This is a genomic window from Burkholderia sp. LS-044 (assembly GCF_004803625.1).
In the GTDB taxonomy this organism is placed as follows: Bacteria; Pseudomonadota; Gammaproteobacteria; order Burkholderiales; family Burkholderiaceae; genus Burkholderia; species Burkholderia cepacia.
This window is the reverse complement of sequence record NZ_SSWO01000012.1, coordinates 157195-174348: the sequence shown is the minus strand read 5'-3', so window position 1 is coordinate 174348 and position 17154 is coordinate 157195. Positions and strand designations below refer to the sequence as shown.

At 68.1% G+C, this 17154-nt stretch carries 18 protein-coding genes and 1 pseudogene; 9 read left to right on the top strand and 10 right to left on the bottom strand.

The genetic code is table 11. The features are described from left to right. Window position 1: 1 nt before the first annotated feature. Window positions 2-261: pseudogene (locus E9536_RS42205) on the bottom strand (DUF6687 family protein); the annotation flags it as partial. A gap of 379 nt (window positions 262-640) precedes the next feature. On the opposite strand from E9536_RS42205, the gene E9536_RS27905 reads away from it, so the two are divergent. Both E9536_RS27905 and E9536_RS27900 read left to right on the top strand, forming a co-directional pair. Then, a complete protein-coding gene (locus tag E9536_RS27905) occupies window positions 641-1567 on the top strand; it encodes a LysR family transcriptional regulator (protein WP_034196250.1) in 927 nt (308 codons plus the stop codon). 380 nt (window positions 1568-1947) lie between these two features. Continuing rightward, window positions 1948-2187: a LuxR C-terminal-related transcriptional regulator gene (locus E9536_RS27900; protein WP_225723211.1), complete on the top strand. Its 240-nt coding sequence runs from the start codon at window positions 1948-1950 to the stop codon at window positions 2185-2187. A 36-nt stretch (window positions 2188-2223) separates the two neighbouring features. Here E9536_RS27900 and E9536_RS27895 read toward each other — a convergent pair whose 3' ends face one another. Then, a complete protein-coding gene (locus E9536_RS27895) occupies window positions 2224-2649 on the bottom strand; it encodes a thioesterase family protein (protein ID WP_021157713.1) in 426 nt (141 codons plus the stop codon). A 209-nt stretch (window positions 2650-2858) separates the two neighbouring features. Between E9536_RS27895 and E9536_RS27890 the strand changes: the two genes are divergently transcribed. The 7 genes from E9536_RS27890 to E9536_RS27860 all read left to right on the top strand — a co-directional run bounded on the left by E9536_RS27890 (window position 2859) and on the right by E9536_RS27860 (window position 8059). Further along, window positions 2859-3959, top strand: coding sequence for a 3-deoxy-7-phosphoheptulonate synthase (locus E9536_RS27890; protein ID WP_063623169.1), 1101 nt, complete (start codon window positions 2859-2861; stop codon window positions 3957-3959). An 11-nt stretch (window positions 3960-3970) separates the two neighbouring features. Then, window positions 3971-5230, top strand: coding sequence for a Rieske 2Fe-2S domain-containing protein (locus E9536_RS27885; protein ID WP_136471395.1), 1260 nt, complete (start codon window positions 3971-3973; stop codon window positions 5228-5230). Next, a complete protein-coding gene (locus E9536_RS27880; RefSeq protein WP_027792273.1) occupies window positions 5231-5764 on the top strand; it encodes an aromatic-ring-hydroxylating dioxygenase subunit beta in 534 nt (177 codons plus the stop codon). Window positions 5765-5773: 9 nt separating this feature from the next. Next, window positions 5774-6136 carry a non-heme iron oxygenase ferredoxin subunit gene (locus E9536_RS27875; protein WP_059696880.1) on the top strand — a complete coding sequence of 121 codons (363 nt, stop codon included), beginning with the start codon at window positions 5774-5776 and terminating at the stop codon, window positions 6134-6136. Continuing rightward, on the top strand, window positions 6133-6420 hold the full coding sequence (locus tag E9536_RS27870) for a DUF1330 domain-containing protein (RefSeq protein WP_027792275.1): 288 nt from the start codon (window positions 6133-6135) through the stop codon (window positions 6418-6420). Before E9536_RS27875 ends, E9536_RS27870 begins: the two co-directional genes overlap by 4 nt. Before the next feature lie 65 nt (window positions 6421-6485). Continuing rightward, on the top strand, window positions 6486-6788 hold the full coding sequence (locus E9536_RS27865) for a DUF1330 domain-containing protein (protein ID WP_230942762.1): 303 nt from the start codon (window positions 6486-6488) through the stop codon (window positions 6786-6788). Next, entirely contained in the window at window positions 6785-8059 is a 1275-nt protein-coding gene (locus E9536_RS27860; RefSeq protein WP_081072765.1) for an FAD-dependent monooxygenase, read from the top strand. Before E9536_RS27865 ends, E9536_RS27860 begins: the two co-directional genes overlap by 4 nt. On the opposite strand, the gene E9536_RS27855 is transcribed toward E9536_RS27860, so the two are convergent. The 8 genes from E9536_RS27855 to pheA form a co-directional block, all read right to left on the bottom strand. Beyond that, on the bottom strand, window positions 8056-9078 hold the full coding sequence (locus E9536_RS27855; protein WP_136471393.1) for an aldo/keto reductase: 1023 nt from the start codon (window positions 9076-9078) through the stop codon (window positions 8056-8058). The two genes, E9536_RS27860 and E9536_RS27855, sit on opposite strands and share 4 nt — an antisense overlap. 115 nt (window positions 9079-9193) lie before the next feature. Then, window positions 9194-10393 (bottom strand): arabinose transporter, encoded by a 1200-nt coding sequence (locus E9536_RS27850; protein WP_136471391.1) that lies wholly within the window; start codon window positions 10391-10393, stop codon window positions 9194-9196. Window positions 10394-10416: 23 nt separating this feature from the next. Continuing rightward, the gene (locus E9536_RS27845; protein WP_059696871.1) at window positions 10417-11955 is read right to left on the bottom strand and encodes a DHA2 family efflux MFS transporter permease subunit; all 1539 of its coding nucleotides are present in this window, start codon (window positions 11953-11955) and stop codon (window positions 10417-10419) included. A 2-nt stretch (window positions 11956-11957) separates the two neighbouring features. After that, window positions 11958-13205, bottom strand: a complete 1248-nt coding sequence (locus E9536_RS27840; RefSeq protein ID WP_060198318.1) for an HlyD family efflux transporter periplasmic adaptor subunit — start codon at window positions 13203-13205, stop codon at window positions 11958-11960. Next, a complete protein-coding gene (locus E9536_RS27835; protein WP_136471389.1) occupies window positions 13202-14650 on the bottom strand; it encodes an efflux transporter outer membrane subunit in 1449 nt (482 codons plus the stop codon). Before E9536_RS27835 ends, E9536_RS27840 begins: the two co-directional genes overlap by 4 nt. Before the next feature lie 162 nt (window positions 14651-14812). Next, on the bottom strand, window positions 14813-15298 hold the full coding sequence (locus tag E9536_RS27830) for a shikimate kinase (RefSeq protein WP_027792283.1): 486 nt from the start codon (window positions 15296-15298) through the stop codon (window positions 14813-14815). A 26-nt stretch (window positions 15299-15324) separates the two neighbouring features. Beyond that, window positions 15325-16005, bottom strand: a complete 681-nt coding sequence (locus E9536_RS27825) for a hypothetical protein (protein WP_136471387.1) — start codon at window positions 16003-16005, stop codon at window positions 15325-15327. Beyond that, on the bottom strand, window positions 16002-17138 hold the full coding sequence (gene pheA, locus E9536_RS27820; protein ID WP_136471385.1) for a prephenate dehydratase: 1137 nt from the start codon (window positions 17136-17138) through the stop codon (window positions 16002-16004). The genes E9536_RS27825 and pheA overlap by 4 nt, the downstream gene beginning before the upstream one ends. Window positions 17139-17154: the final 16 nt, after the last annotated feature.

Below are 17154 nucleotides of genomic sequence, written 5' to 3'. Positions count from 1 at the left end.
GCTCGGCCGCCTCGAGTACACGCACGAGCATCGACAGATCGCGCAGGGGGCGCGGCGATTGCGATACGCGCGTGACCCAACCCTCGTGGCGCTGATGAATCGCGACGTCGTCGTGTGCAACCCGTGCGCGCGTCGACAGCTGGCCCGGTTGCGGAATCCGATGGGCGACAAGCCGAAGTAGCGTGGCGACGCGCGTCCGCGAAGCGCGGCCGATGCAGGTAGCCGGAATACCGCGAGATCGCGTTCGGGATGCCGTTCGATTTGCGTGGCCGGCCGATTCCCGGCCGCCAGCAGGGCACCGCATCGGCCGAACGCAGGCGCGTCGCGTCGACCCGTGACGACAGGTTCCTGCTTGCCTTGCCGTCACCCGGTGTCTGCGGCCGATATGGACAGGGGGGCGACGTCGAATGGCGGTTGAGATCGAATCGCGTGCGGTGCACAATCCGGAAACAGAATGACATCGCGCAAACGGGCCGTCTCGCTTCACGTATTCCGGCGCACGATGCCGGATGGAACGCCGTGCCGGCGATCGACCGGCGCGGTTGTCCGTCATCGTGCGCTGCGCGGATATCACGTCGAATTCGCGGTTCCCGTTAATCGTCAATCCAGGCCGGGTCCCGATCGGCACGAGTTGAACAAGATGAATGCACCTGACCTCAATCTCTTGATTGTTCTGGATGCCTTGCTGTCCGAGAACAGCGTCGCGCGGGCCGCGGAGACGCTCGGCCTCAGCCCGTCGGCATTGAGCCGGTCCCTGGCCCGCCTGAGGGCCACGACGGGTGATCCGCTGCTCGTCAGGGCCGGACGCGATCTGGTGCCGACGCCTCATGCGCTTGAACTGCGGGTCCAGGTTCGCGCGCTCGTGGAAGGGGCGCAGGCTGTCCTTTGTCCGTGCAAGAACGCGGACCTCGGCGGGCTCGAGCGCACGTTTACGATCCGTGCCAACGAAGGGTTCGTCGATACGTTCGCGGCCGAACTGCTCGCGCTGGTGATGGAAACCGCGCCGAACGTTCGGCTGCGCTTCGCGCCGAAGCCGGACAAGAGTGTCGAGGCGTTGCGCATGGGGGCCGTCGATCTCGAAATCGGCGTGGTGGGCCATACGGGCCCCGAATTGCGTGTACAGGCGCTGTTCCGCGACCGCTTCATCGGCGTCGTTCGGGCCGGTCACCCGCTTGCGCGGGAGGAGGTCACGCCGCAGCGATATGCATCGTTCGGCCATATCAGCGTGTCGCGGCGGGGGCAGCTCAGCGGCCCCATCGACAACGTGCTTGATACGCTGGGGCTGCAGCGAACCGTCGCGGCGATCGTGTCCGGTTTTCCCGCCGCATTGTCCCTGGCGCGCGACTCGGATTTGATCGCCAATGTTCCGGAGCGGCAGACCGCGAAATCGCGGGGGGGAATGTTCAGCTTCCCGTTGCCGGTGCTGACTGCCACGTTGACGGTTTCGCAGATATGGCATCCGCGCTTCGATAACGACCCCGCCCATCGCTGGCTGCGCAGTTGCCTGCGACGTGTCTGCGCGACCCAGGCGTCGTCGTTGTACGATGTCGGCGCACCTGAACCATGACGGTGCACACGTCACGTTCGTGCGCGTCAACTGCATGAATACATTGAGCCTGACGCATCTTCCGCGCGGGATTGCAACTCGGTATGCTCAACCTTGTCCGATTGCTGCGTCCGGCGTAATTAATCCGTATTGCATTGTTTCGCTCAATGCACCTTGATTCGTGATTGTTGCCTGATCGTTGCTGATAATGATCCCGAGGTACGCGAGCGGCACATGGCCGATTCGCGTGCATTACTGACTTAATAAATAAAGAAACAGGCTGGCGCTTTGGCGCCAAGCACTGTCGTTTGCGCTTTCGAGGGCTGAACAGGATGATTCACGCTTCGCAGGATGGGCGTGCGCCGAGTCGGCCAGCATGGTTAATTGTTCTGGAGATTAGAATGACTCGGTTGGCATTGAACATGACACCCCCCACTGCGGTCGCGTTGAGCACGAGAGAGTGTGAAGTATTGAAATGGGCAGCCGAAGGGAAGACTGCCTATGAGATAGGCATGATTCTCGGATTGACCGAACGTACGATCAATTTTCACATTTCACGTTCCATTGCCAAGCTGGACGCTTCGAACAAGACAAACGCGGTCGTGAAAGCCGTGCTGATGGGCCTGATCGTATTCGTTTAGAAAGGACCCGGGGCGCCCGCCCCGGGAAGCCGTTTGTCAGATCGCGCCCTGGAACGCCAGCACGCGCGCCTTGAACTCTTCGGGAACCGGCATCGTCGCATTGCTCGCATAGTCGAACATCACGTGCGTCGACTGCGCGCGGGCAACGATCGCGTCGTCGCCGGCCGCGCCGTTGTCCCGCATCATCAGGTGCTCGAGTTCGAAGCTCTTCGAGCCGAAACGGGTAATGCTGCTGCGTACCGTGATCGTATCCCCGTACTGCGCGGGCTTCAGGTACTCGCACGACGTCTTGACCATGATGTGCGGCAACTTCTCCGAATACGGCAGCTCCAGCAGGTCGTGCATGAACGTCAGATATGCGTGCTGAAGGTAATCGTAATAAACCGGGCTGCTGACATGCCCGAGTCCGTCCGTCTCCCGGTATTTAACTGTAATTTCAGTTTCATAATGATTTTTCGTCATGTGTATCTCCATGTGAGAGTGCGAGGTGCAATGGCGCATGTCCTCGCGATGAAAATAAATTGAATCGGATGGTTTTAGATACTGTAAAAAATGGCAGATTGAGGAATTCGATTGGCGACTGAGATAAATGACAGTATCGAATCGAATTTGATAAAGCTTTAATTGACCCCCGTGAGTTTCGTATTGTCGAATCGAAATCGGAGAGTCAAGTGGAACAGCCTCATCTGAAAGGGACGGCGGCGGTCACCGGGGCAATGCAACTGCGCGGCGAGTTGCATGCCGACGCCGCGACCACTCGCGTGGTACGTGGCGCCCAGCGCGCACTCGCCCGCATCCTCGCGGGCAGGGACGATCGCCTCGCGTTGATCGTCGGGCCGTGCTCGATTCACGACACGGACGCCGCGCTCGAATTCGCGCGTCGGCTCGCGCCGCTGCGGGCGCGTTACGCCGATACGCTCGAGGTCGTGATGCGCACGTACTTCGAAAAGCCGCGCACCACGGTCGGCTGGAAGGGCTTGATCAACGACCCGCGGCTCGACGGAAGCTATCGCGTCGACGACGGGCTGCGTCTCGCGCGTCGCCTGCTGCTCGACGTCAACGCACTCGGCATGCCGGTCGCGACCGAGTTTCTCGATCCGCTCACGGCGCCCTACCTCGACGATCTGGTGTCCTGGGGTGCGATCGGCGCACGCACGACCGAGTCGCAGATTCACCGGCAGATCGCATCCGGCCTCGATGCGCCGATCGGCTTCAAGAACGGCACCGACGGCAACGTGAAGATCGCGATCGACGCGGTTCGCACGTCGCGGGCAGCGCATCACTATCTCCGCCCGCGTGACGAAGGCGGCCTCGAGGTCGCGTCCACGCAGGGCAATCCGAATACGCACATCGTGCTGCGCGGCGGGCGCGTGCCGAACTACGACGACGTCAGCGTGACGGCCGCCTGTGCGGCGCTGCGCGATGCGCAGTTGCCGCCGCACGTCGTGATCGATGCGAGTCACGGCAACAGCGGAAAGCAGACGCGCGCCCAAATCGCCGTATGCGAGAACGTGGCCGGGCAGCTGCGCGACGGGCAGCGCGCGATTGCCGGCGTGATGGTCGAGTCGTTTCTCGTCGAGGGGCGGCAGGACATCGTGCCCGGCCGGGCACTGACCTACGGGCAGAGCGTGACGGACGCCTGTCTCGGCTGGGAGGACACGGTTGCACTGATCGAGCTGTTCGCCGCGGCGGTCGCGTCGCGACGGCGGTCCCGAGTCGGCTTTCTGGTACCGGGTGTTCCGGCCGGCACCGTACAAGCCATTTCTTACTGAAAGGAGCTTTCTTGAACTCACCCATCGATATCGCACACGCGCTCGACTGGAAGGGGGACGGCGCAAGCCGGACACCGTTCGAAGCCTATACGAGCGATGCGCTTTACCAGCGCGAACTGGAGCGTTTGTTCTATTCGAAACACTGGTGTTACATCGGCCTCGAGGCGGAAGTGCCGTCTCCCGGCGATTTCCAGCGCACCGAAGTCGGCGAGCGTTCGGTCGTGATGACGCGCACCGAGGACGGCGAGGTGGTCGTGTTCGAGAACGCCTGCGCGCATCGCGGCATGCAGTTCTGTCGTGAACGCGCGGGGAACGCGAAGGATTTCCACTGCCCGTATCACCAATGGAACTACGACCTGAAGGGCAACCTGGTCGGCGTGCCGTTCCGGCGCGGCGTACGGCAGAGCGGCAAGATCAACGGCGGCATGCCGTCGGATTTCGATCCGAAGAATCACGCGTTGCGGCGGCTGCGCGTGTCGACGCGCGGCGGCGCGGTGTTCGCGTCGTTCGACCAGGACGTCGAGTCGTTCGAGGATTTCCTCGGTCCCGACATCCTGCGCTATTACGACCGCCTGTTCCACGGGCCGAAGCTGACCGTGCTCGGTTATACGCGCCAGCGCGTGCCGAGCAACTGGAAGCTGATGGTGGAGAACATCAAGGACCCCTATCACGCGGGGCTGCTGCACACCTGGTTCGTCAACTTCGGGCTGTGGCGCGCGGACAATCCGGCCCAGCTGGTCACCGACGCGCATCACCGTCACGGCGCGATGATCTCGATCCGCAGCGGCGGGGGCGGCGGCGAGGTCACGCACAACGTGACGAGCTTCAAGGAGCGCATGACGCTGAACGACGACCGTTTCCTCGACGTCGTGCACGAGCCGTGGTGGGGCGAGCCGACCGTCGTGATGCTGACGTTGATGCCGAGCGTGATCATCCAGCAGCAGGTGAATGCGCTGTCGACCCGGCGCATCCGCCCGGTCAGCCCCGGCGTGTTCGATTACGTCTGGACGCACTTCGGATTCGAGACGGACGACGAGGACATGACGCGCCGGCGGCTGCGTCAGGCCAACCTGTTCGGGCCGGCCGGCTTCGTTTCGGCGGACGACGGCGAAGTGATCGAGTGCGTGCAGCAGAGCTTCGAGCAGATCCAGCACGGCAACGTATACAACGAGCTCGGCGGCCGCGAAGTCGACGAGCGCACCGACCACATGGTCAGCGAAACGCTCGTGCGCGGGATGTACCAGTACTGGCGCCACGTGATGGAGGCATGAATGACGATTTCATCCGCATTGGCCGACGCACGGCCCGCGACGCGCGGCACCGGAACGGTTGCGGCGACCTTCGCCGATTTCTACGGGCTCGTGGACCTGAACGCGCGCTACGCGTCCGCACTGGATCGCGGCGACTGGGACGCGTGGCCGGAATTCTTCGAGGAGGACTGCACATATCAGCTGTTGCCGCGCGAGAACCATGAACGCGACTTTCCGCTTGCGCTGCTCGCGTTCGAGAGCAAGGGGATGCTGAAGGATCGCGTGTACGGCATCAAGGAGACGCTGTTCTACGACCCGTATTACCAGCGCCACCTGATCGGCACGCCGCTCATCACGTATCTCGACGAATCGGTCATCGAGGCCGAGACGAACTACGCGGTGCTGCGTACCAAGAGCGAGCAGATGAGCGACGTGTACAACACCGGTCGTTATCTCGACCGGATACGCCGCACGCCGCACGGGCTGCGTTTCGAGTCGCGCATCTGCGTGTACGACAGCGAGATGGTGCCGAATTCGATCATCTATCCGATCTGAGGAGGCAGCGTGACGACGGAATGGACCTATGCGGTCGATACGGCTGCAGTACGCGAGGAGGGGTTGACGGGCGTGATCGTCGGCGGGCGCGACATTGCGCTGTTCGCGGTCGACGACGAGATCTTCGCGACCGACAACCAGTGCACGCACGGCGAGGCGCGCCTGAGCGACGGTTTTCTGCTCGACGACGAAATCGAATGCCCGCTGCATCAGGGGCGCTTCAGCGTGCGTACCGGTGCCGCGCTGTGCGCGCCGGTCACGGCTTGCGTGAAGACGTTCCCGGTGAAGATCGAGGCGGGCCGGGTGTTCGTGCGATTCGATACCGAAGTCGCGCATGACGAAGCGGATGCATCAACGGGAGAGCGGACATGAGTGCCTATGTGGTGGTGGATGTCGACGTATACGACGAAGTGCGATTTGCCGAATACCGGAAGCTCGGTGTGCCGACGATCGCCGCGCACGGCGGCCGCGTGCTCGCGCGCAGCGACGACGTGGTCGTGCTCGAAGGCGAATGGACGCCGCGGCGCCTGGTCGTGCTGGAGTTCGACGATCTCGACGCGGCGCGCCGCTGGCACGGCTCCGACGAATATCAGCGCGCGAGGCAGCTGCGGCTCGATGCGGCCGACACGCACAGCATCGCGCTCGGGAGCCTGTGACACCGGGGCCGCGCTCGGCCGCGGCCCGCGAGACCAAGTGGGGGGAAGACATGACGGCATATATCGTGTTTGACATCGATGTTCACGACGCACGCGGTTATGAGGAGTACCGCGAGATCGGCGCGCCGACCGTCGCTGAATTCGGCGGGCGTTTCCTGGTGCGCGGCGGCGAGGCGGCAACGCTCGAAGGCGCGTGGTCGCCTCGGCGCGTCGTGGTGCTCGAATTCGATTCGATCGACCGCGCAAAGGCGTGGTACGAGTCCGACGGCTATCGGCGCGCGCGTGATATTCGCGAACGCACCGCACGCACGATCGGCATCATCGTACAGGGCGCGGCACCGGCGGCAACCGTGGGAGAGCAGGGATGACCGGGACGACTTCGGCGGCGCGCATCGCGATCGTGGGCGCGGGTATCGGTGGGTGCGCGCTCGGCGCGATGCTGCAACGGATCGGCCATGACGTGCGCCTGTTCGAGCAGGCGCCGGCGTTTGCCCGGGTGGGCGCCGGCATTCACCTGAGCCCGAACCTGATGCGGGTGATGCGGCTGCTCGGCGTGCATCGCCAGGCGCTGTGGGCGGGTCAGGAACCCGATGCGTTCGCCAACCGCCAGGCGGCCGACGGTGAGCTGCTGTATCGGCTGCCGCTCGGCGAACACGCGATCGGCCGCTTCGGCGCAACGTTCGTGACGCTCAAGCGCGGCGACCTGCATGCCGCGCTGTTGGGGGCGGTGGCGCCCGGGACGATCGCGTGGGGCAAGCGTCTCGCCGGCCTCGACCCGGCGGGCGACGCGATCAGGCTGACGTTCGAGGACGGTTCGAGCGAAACGGCCGATCTGGTGATCGGGGCAGACGGCCTGCGCTCGCGCGTGCGCGAGGCGCTGCGCGGTTTCGAGGCGCCGGAATTCTCCGGGCAGGTCGCGTTTCGCGGGGCGTATCCGCGCGCGCTGCTGGGCGAACTCGCGGTCGAGGATCTGACCAAGTGGTGGGGCGACCGGAAATTCGTGCTGTCGTACTGGCTCGATCGTGCGCGTCGCGAATTCTATTTCGCCGCGATGACACCGCAGGCCGAGTGGCCCACGCAGGCTTCGTCGATGCCGGGCGACGTCGACGAGATGCAGGCGATCTTCGCGGATTTTCATCCGGCCGTGCGTCACATGCTGGCACGCGCGCCACGCGAGTCGGTCATGAAGTGGGCGTTGTTCGAACGTTCGCCGCAGTTCGAGTTCGGCAACGAGCGCGTCGTGCTGATCGGCGACGCCTGTCATCCGATGCGCCCGTTCATGTCGCAGGGCGCGGCCATGGCGCTCGAGGACGCGACGATCCTGCTGCGTGCGCTCATCGGCTCGTCGAACGCGGCGAGTGCGTTCTCGACCTATGCGCAGTGCCGGGTCGCGCGACTTGGCGAAGTGCATCGCGTGTCCGCCGCGAATACCTTCATGCATGGCCCGACCGAGCCGGACTGGGTGTTCGGCTACGATGCGCTGACCGCGCACGCGTCGCCCGCGCTGCCGCCGTTGCCCGTCGAACTGGACTGGCTGGTCGGCGCGTCGCCGCTCGCCGCGCGCATGCAGGCCGCGGCGACGCGTGCGGTACCGTCGCATCGGTCGCCGCCGATGCCGCACGCGCAGGCGCCGTATTAGACCGGTGCCGGGTTGCGCTCGAAGCCGCGCTGGTGCCAGTACGGGTAGGGCAGTTGCGTCGTACTGGCGGCATCGAGCCGCTTCACCTGGTCGGGTGTCAAGGCCCAGCTGGCCGCCTGCGCGTTCTCGCGCAATTGCGTGGCGTTTCGGGCGCCGATGATCACGTTCGCGACGGTGGGCCGCCGCAGCAACCAGTTGAGTGCGACCTGCGCGACCGACTTGCCGGTTTCGGCGGCGATCTCGTCGAGCGCGTCGACGACGTGGTGCAGCAGGGCATCCGTGACGGGCGGGCCCTCGTTGGCGGTCTTGTGCAGCCGGCTCGTCTCCGGCAACGGTCGGCCCCGTCCGATCAGGCCGGTCAGCCGTCCCCACCCGAGCGGGCTCCAGACGATCGCGGACACCTGCTGGTCGAGCGCGAGCGGCATCAGCTCCGTTTCGTAGTCGCGGCCGATCAGCGAATAGTAGACCTGGTGCACGGCATGCCGCGTGAGCCCGTCGCGATCGGCGGCCGCGAGCGACTTCATCAGGTGCCAGCCGGAGAAGTTCGAGCAGCCGATCACGCGGATCTTGCCGGCGCGCACGAAATCGTCGAGCGTGCGCAGGGTTTCCTCGACGCGTGTCTGGGCATCGAATCCATGCAGCTGGTACACGTCGACGTAGTCGGTGCCGAGCCGCTTGAGGCTGCCGTGAATGGCATTGGCGAGATGATGGCGCGACGACCCGACGTCATTCGGGCCCTCGCCGAGCCGGAACGTGCCTTTCGTCGACACGATCACGCGATCGCGCCGGCCGGCGATCGCCTGGCCGAGCAGCTCTTCGGCGAGTCCGTCGGAATAGACGTCCGCGCTGTCGAACATCGAGATGCCGGCGTCGAGCGCGATGTCGACGAGCTCGCGCGCGCCGGCGGCGTCCGTGCTGCCCCATTCCCTGAAGAATGCGTTGCCGCCGCCGAACGTCGCGGTGCCGAGACTCAGAACGGGGACCTTGAAGCCGGTTCCGCCGAGGGTTCGGTATTCCATGATCGGTACTCCTTGTAGAAGCGTGAAGGACTGCAGGATGGCGCCGCGCGGGCGCCGCGAGGGTGTCGGATACGGGCGGCGGACGGCAGGGCATGCGCCCGCCGTCCGCCGGGGCTCACGGGGGCGACCGGTCGGCGTGCATCAGCCACGCTGTCAGCAGGACGCCGGCGAATGCGGCACAAGCGCCGACGGCGAAGGCGGACGGGTAGTCGGTACGCGCGACGACCCAGCCCGCGAGCGGGCCGGTGCACGCATAGGCGACGTCCTGGAACGCCGTGAAGCCGCCGAGGGCGGTGCCGCGTGCCTGCGCCGGCACGTGCCGGAGGGTGGCAACACCGAGCGCGGGAAAGACCAGCGAACAACCGAGGCCGGACACGGTCGCGCCGACGAGCGCGACGCCGGAAACCGGCGCCGCCCACAGGAGAGCCTGGCCGATCGCCTCGACCGCGAGCGCGGCGAGCGCGACCGGATAGCCGCCGAACCGGTCGGGCAGATGGCCGAACAGGACGCGGACGAGGACGAAGGCGCCGCCGAAGCAACTGAGCGCGAGGCCCGCGCCTTCCCATCCGCGCGCCTGGAACAGCAGCGTCACGAACGCGCCGATCGCCGCGAAACCGACGCCCTGCAGCGCGAGGCTGCATCCGGGCCGCGCGATGATTCGCAGCACGCGGGACAGCGGCACCCGCAGGCCCGGCTGCGGCGCGACGGCAGGCAGCGAAGCGACGAGCGCGAGTGCGATGCAGGGCAGGGCGATCGTGGCGCCGGCCACGGCCGCCAGCCCGCCGGCGCGCGCGAGCGCCATCCCGCATGGCGCGCCGAGCGCGATCGCGCCGTAGAGGGCCATGCCCGTCCACGAGAGCACGCGGCCCGAGCGGGTCGCGCCGAGCGTGCCGATGCCCCACGCGAGCGCGCCGGTGACGAGCTGGCTTTCGCCGAGCCCGGACAGCAGCCGCGCGGCAACCAGCAGCGCGAGACGTGCGCCGGGGCTGGCCGGCGTCGTGGCGCTCGCGACGTAGACGCCGCCCGCGACGACGCACGACACGAGCCCCGCGCACATCGTGCGCTTCGCGCCACGATGATCGGCGCGGCGGCCCGCGATGCTCCGCGTGAGCACGGTCGCGAGGAATTGCGCGCCGACCGCCGTGCCGACGACGAGCGTGCCGAAGCCGAGCGTGTCGTGCACGTACAGCGGCACGACGGGCAGCAGGAGGCCGAAGGTCAGCGCGCCGAGAAAGACGCCGAAACAGATGAGCCGGGCCGTGCGGGCCGGGGCGATGTCGGGTGCGACGACGTTTTGGAGGTCGGGGGCGTTCATCGGAAGGGGCCGGTTGATCGGCGTCACGGACGCCGGTAGCGGATGGACCAGACGGTCAGCAGGGTCGCGCCGAACAGCAGCAGGCAACCGAACGAGAAATCGTTGAGCGCGAGCATGTGGGCTTGCACGTCGATCGAGCGGCTGACCGACGCGAGCGCGCCGGCCGGCGACATGCCCGCATGTTCGAGCCGGGCGAGCCAGTCGCCGGCGGCCGGATCGAACGGCGTGATGCGATCGACGAGGTATGTGTTGTGAACGCGCGAGCGCCGTTCGAAATAGGTCGGCGCGACGGAGGTGGCGACGCTGGTGCCGATCCGGCGCAGCGCATTCTGCACGCCCGACGCCGCCGGCAGCCTTTCGCGAGGCAACCCGGCGATCGACAGCGACACGAGCGGGGTGATGAAAAACGCGGTGGCCGCGCCCATCAGCAGCGAGTTGGCCGCGATGTCGCCGAGCGTCACGTCGGTATTGAAGCCCATGCGCCAGAACGACGCCGCGCCCCAGCCGACCAGCGCCACGGTCGCGAGGTGGCGCGGGTCGGTGCGCCCCTGGATGCGCCCGATCAACGGCGCGATCACGATGCCCGCGATGCCGAGCGGCGCGGTGGCGATGCCGGCCCAGGTTGCCGTGTAGCCCTGCTCGGTCTGCAACCAGAGCGGCACCAGCACGAGCGCGCCGTAATAGACGCCGAAGCCGACCGTCACCGCGATCGTTCCCGCCGTGAAGCCGCGATCCGCGAACAGCCGCAGGTCGACGATCGGATGCGCGTCGGTCAGCTCCCAGAGGACCAGCGCGACGAACGACACGACGCAGAGCACGGCGAGCGCGCGGATCTCGACCGCCGCGAACCAGTCGAGGTTCTGGCCGCGGTCGAGCATCAGCTGCAGCGAGCCGAATGCGGCGGCGAGCAGCAGCAGGCCGACGAAATCGACGGGAAGGTGGCGGGTCGGGTTGTCGCGCCGGCCGAGGAAGCGGGTCAGCACGAGCAGGACCAGCGCCCCTGTCGGCACGTTGACGTAGAAGATGTAGGGCCACGAGAGGTTGTCGGTGATCCAGCCGCCGGCGATCGGGCCGAGCACGGGCGCGACGAACGTGGTGGTCTGCCAGACCGACAGCGCGACGTTGCGGCGTGCGGCCGGAAACACGGCCAGCAGCAGCGCCTGCGAGAGCGCGGTGATCGGCCCGGAGGCCGCGCCCTGCAGTGCGCGGAACAGCAGCAGCGATTCGAAATTCGGTGCGAGGCCGCACAGGATCGAGGTCAGGACGAACAGCACGACCGAGACCCGGAACAGCCGCACCTGGCCGAAGCGCTGCGCGAGCCAGCCGGTCAGCGGCAGCGTGATCGCGAGCGGCGTCGCGAACGACGTCAGCATCCAGGTGCCCATGTCGGGCGCGACGCCGAGATCGCCGGCGATGGTCGGTACCGCGACGTTGGCGATCGTCAGGTCGAGCGTCTGCATGAAGTTGGCGACGCTGATCGCGATCGCGACGAGCACGAGAGCCGGGCCCTGCAGCGGCTCCAGCGGCAGTTTCGGCGCCGCACCCCGAGCGACGGGCGCCATGCTCAGGCTCCCGGCGCGCGGCGCACGGCGGCGCCGTCGTTCGCGCGGATCGTGTCGTTGACGAGGGCGTCGCCGGACGATGCATCGTCATCGAAGATCGACGTCGCGTCGATCGGGCGCCGGGCGGCGGCCGGCGCGGGGCGCACGGAGGCCGATGCGGTGCCGGGCGCGTTGTCGCCGAGCACGACCGATGCGTTCATCGACAGGCCGATGCGCAGCGGGTGCGCGCGCAATTCGCCGGGATCGAGCGCGACCCGCACGGGTACGCGCTGCACGACCTTGATCCAGTTGCCGGTCGCATTCTGCGCGGGCACCGACGCAAATGCCGAACCCGTGCCCGCCTCGACGCCTTCGATGCGGCCGTGGAACACGACGTCGGAGCCATACAGGTCCGAGCGAAGCTCGACGGCCTGCCCGGCGTGCATGCCGCGCAGCTGCGATTCCTTGAAGTTGGCCTCGACCCACACATGGTCGAGCGGCACGAGCGCCATGGCCGGCGCGCCGGGCGTGACGTGCTGCCCGACCTGCACGACACGGCGTGTCACGAGCCCCGCCAGCGGCGCGCGGATTTCGGTGCGGCGCAGTGCGAGCGCCGCACTGCGCACCCGCGCGGCCGCGGCGCGCACCAGCGGGTTCGAGTCGATCGACGTGCCGTCGACGCGCGCACGCGATGCGTCGTACGCGGCCTGCTGCGCGTCCAGCGCGGCGGACGCACTGGTCATCGCGTCGCGCGCATGGCGGATGTCCTCGCGCGATACGCCGCCGTCCTGCGCGAGGCCGAGCCGTCGCTGCAGGTCGTCGGAGGCCTTCGACAGCTCGGCCTTGCGCTGGAGGATCTGCGCCGCCTCGCGCGCCGTGTCGGCATGCGCGGTGCGGTACTCGCGCACCGCATGGGCGAGCTGTGCGACGGCGTCGTCGAGCGCGAGCTTCGCATCGGTCGGATCGACGCGGAACAGCGGATCGCCGGCATGTACCCATTCGGCGTTCTGCACCATGATCGTGTCGACCGTGCCCGCCACCTGCGGCGATACCTGCACGACATCGCCCGTCACGTAGGCGTCGTCGGTCGTCTCGGTGCCGCGCGACGTGACCCACCAGTAGCCGCCGGCCAGTGCGGCCAGGGCGAGCGCGATGAAGAACCAGCGGAAATAGCGCCGCCGCGTGGTGCGCAGCGCCTGTTCGGCGGGCGGGGGCGACGCCGCGCCCGCGGCGGCCGGCGCGGCGGCCGGCGGGGTGTCGGTGCGATTCATTGTTGGGCTCCGGGGTTCGTTGCGCCACCGAGCGCGGCGATCAGCCGGACGTGCTCGACGGCAAGTGAGGTATCGGCGCGAGCGACCGACCGGCGGTCTTCAAGCAGCCGGGTTTCGGCCAGCAGCACGTCCAGGTAGCCGGAAATGCCTTTCTGGTAGCGCCGCGTCTCGATGTCGTAGGTCTGCTGGGCGCGTGCCAGCGCGTCGCGATTCAGGTCGCGCTGCCTGGCCAGCGCGTCGAGCTGCACGAGCGAGTCGCTGACCTGGGCGAGCGCGTTGACGACGGTGTCGTCGTAGTCGGCGACGGCGGCGTTGTACGCGTCGGTCTGCGCGCGCAGGCCGGCTCGCAGCCTGCCGCCTTCGAAGATCGGCAGCGTGATTGCGGGGCCGGCGCCGAACGTGCCGCTGCTGCCGTGAAGCAGCGCGCGAAAGCCGAAACTCTGCACGCCGGCGAACGCCATCAGGTTGATGTCCGGATAGAACGCCGCGCGGGCCGCGTCGATGTCGGCCGACGCGGCCTCGACGCGATAGCGGGCAGCCAGGATGTCGGGCCGGCGCCCGACGAGCGCGGCCGGGAGCGTCGCGGGCAACGGCGCGACGGCATGCAGCACGCGCGGTGACGGCGTGAGCGTGTCCGCATAGCCGGGCCCGCGCCCGACGAGCGCCGCGAGCCGGTGGCGCAGCAGCGCGACGGCCGCGCGCTGCCGCTCGACATCGGCCTGCGCGAGCGGCAGCGGCTCGCCGGCACGCGCGACCGCGACCGGCATGTCGAGTCCCGCCGCTTCACGCTGGCGGGTGAGGCGCAGCAGGTAATCGTGCTGACGCAACGTATCGTTCGCGATGTCGAGCAGTTGCAGCTCGAGCGCGAGCTGCAGGTATGTTTCGACGAGCGCAGCCTGCAACGACACGGTTGCCGCGCGCTCGAGCGACTGCTGCTCGCCGGCGCGCAGGGTCGCGGCGCGGGTCAGCGCGCGCAGGCGGCCGGCAACGTCGAGATCGAACGACGCATTCAGCAGCGCCTGCGCGTTGACTTGCCAGTGGCCTGCGGCGGGGGGCGGCGTGGTGTAGCTGCGCGGCAGCCGCGTCGGCGTCGCGCTGACCGCTGCGCCGAGCAGCGGCAGGGAATCCGCCGCGCTGACGTCGGCTTGCGCGAGCGCCTCGTCGACCCGGGCGCGCTGGGCCTTCAGCGACGGCGCGCCTGCGAGCGCGTCGGCCAGCACGCGGTCGAGCTGCGGATCGCCGAAGGTGCGCCACCATTGCGCGTCCACGTCGGCCTGACCCTTGGCCGCGTGAAGGGCGAGGCCCGGGTCGAGCTGTTCGACCGGGGTGATCTTCTGTTGGTCCGGCTGCTGGCCGAACGGGGCACAACCGGCCATGACGGCCGCCGTCACGGCTGCCGTAGCGATCGGACCCCATCTTCGAATCGAGACAAGAAACTTGGACATGATCGGTTTCCACGAGTCCGGTTGACGAATTCAACCTATCTAAAAATATATCTTTAGATATTCTCAAACAACGAGCAACTGTCAGAAATGGCAGTGGGGAGCGCCCGTGACGGGGCGGGAAGGGAACCGGGAGCGGGGAAGTCGCGCGCATGGGCGCGACCGTCAGGCGGACGCGGATTCGGCGAGGGCCGCCGCGACGATTTCGTCGATCGACGCGCCGCGCGTGTCGAGCAGGCGATGCGCGCAGGCCCGATACAGCGGATCGCGCGTCCGCTGCAACTCGGCCAGCACGGCGCGCGGGTCGGGCACGTTCAGGAGCGGGCGCGCGGGATCGCGCCCGGTGCGCCGGTACAGCGCGTCGATGTCGCTGACCAGGTAGATCACGTGGCAGCGCGCCTTGAGGCGCGCGCGGGTGTCGTCGCGCAGCACCGCGCCGCCGCCGGTGGCGAGGATCAGCGTGTCGCGTTGCGACAGCGCATCGATGACGCCGGCTTCGCGGGCGCGGAACGTCGGCAGCGGAAACAGCATGGCAAGCGGGGCGCCGAAGCGCTGCTCCATCTCCCGGTCGGAATCCGCGAACGGGCGGTCGAGTGCCGCCGCAAGCGCCGCGCCGATCGTCGTCTTGCCCGCACCGGGCATGCCGATCAACGCGATGCGCGGATGGTGCGCTGCCGTCACAGCCGGCTCCGCAGCGAATGCGTCCGGCGCGTCGCCGCCGTGATACGGCGCAGGCGCACCGTATTGGCGAGGCGGTCCAGGACGCCGGTCATTCTTGCGGGCGATACGGGCGCGGCACCGGGTCGCGCGAGCAGATCGCCCAGCGCGATGCCCCCGACCTGCACGTCGTTCGCAAGCAGCGCGTCGGTCAGCATGGCGACGCTCGTATCGATGCCGGCCCACGCATGGCCGAAGTCGGCGAGCACGCGGCGCGAGGTCGCGGGTGCCGCGAGGCAGTCGCGCCAGGGCACGAGTACGCCGCCGACGGGCGCCGCGCCACGCGCGGTTTCCAGCAGCCGCCAGCCGTGCGCGGTGGCGCCGTTCTGCGTGCACCAGCGGCCATAGGCCGTCGCGGACGTATCGACGACCAACGCCGTCGGCAGCCGCAGTCTGCCGAGCCGGCGAAGCAGCGCGGCCCGCGCGTCGTCGTCGACGTCCGGCGTAGCCACGCGCTGCACATGCGTCAGCAACTCCAGTTCGTCCTCGTAGTCCGCGCGCAATGCACGCAGCCATGCGCCGGTGTCGCGACGCAGCGACGGCGGCACGACCCCGAGCAGGACCAGCAGGCGATCGTCGTGACCGTCGCAGATGGCCCGCACCCGGCGCGCGACGGCGGTATCGGCGGACGCGGCACTCATGTCGCGCTCGGCTCGGCAACGGCGCCGGCATCGACGAACGGCGCGCGCGGGTAGGAACCGAGGATTCGCAGGTCGGCGGCGATCGTCCTGATGTCGCCGAGGGCGGCACGGACATGCGCGTCGTCCTGGTGGCCGTCGATGTCGACGAAGAAGCGGTACGCCCATCCGGCGGCGCGGCCGGGACGCGCGTCGAGCCACAGCACCGAGATCCGGTGCCGCGCCAATGCATCGAACACGCCTGCGAGCGCGCCGATCGTATCGTCGAGCTGCAGCAGAAGACTGGTGCGGTCGTGGCCTGTCGGCTCTGCCGGCGGCCCGCCGAGGACGAGAAAGCGCGTGCGATTGCCGGGTTCGTCCTGGATCGCGTTCGCCACGATACGCAGTCCGTACTGGTCGGCCGCCCGTTCGCCGGCGATCGCCGCGCAATCCGTCATGCTCGCTGCTTCGCGGGCGGCCGCGGCGTTGCTCGCGACAGGCACGCGGCGCAATTGCGGCGCATGCGCATCGAGCCACGCACGGCACTGTGCCAGCGCCTGCTGATGACCGAGCACGCAGTCGACGCCTTCGAGCGTGCCGGATGCGCTCAGCAGGCAGTGCGCGACCGGCAGCACGATCTCGCCGACCACCGGGGCGGTCGCGTCGGCCAGCAGGTCGATCGCGCGCGTGACGGTGCCTTCGGTCGAATTCTCGATCGGCACCACCGCATGGTCGACGTTCGCGGCCGCCAGTGCGGCGAATGTCGCTTCGAGCGTGTCGCACGCATGTGGACGGATCGGGGCGCCGAAGTAGCGCTGCATCGCGGTCTCGGTAAAGGTGCCGGACGGGCCGAGGAACGCGACCGACGGCACCCGCTGCAACTCGCGGCTGACGCGGAACAGCGTGTGCCAGATCGCCGCGACGTGGCGCGCCTGCAGCAGCCCGTGCGGCCGGGCGCACAGCCCCGCGACGATTTCCGTTTCCCTTGCCGGCTGGCGGATCGTCCGGCCGTCGAGCGCCTTGAACTGGCCGATCGCGGCGGCGTGCTGCATCCTGCGCGCGATCAGCGCGAGCAGTTCCTGGTCGATTGCATCGATCTGCGCGCGTTGCAGCGCGACCGGATCGAGAGCGGGCAAGTCGGTGGCGGTGAGGGTCATGACGGTACCGTGGAGG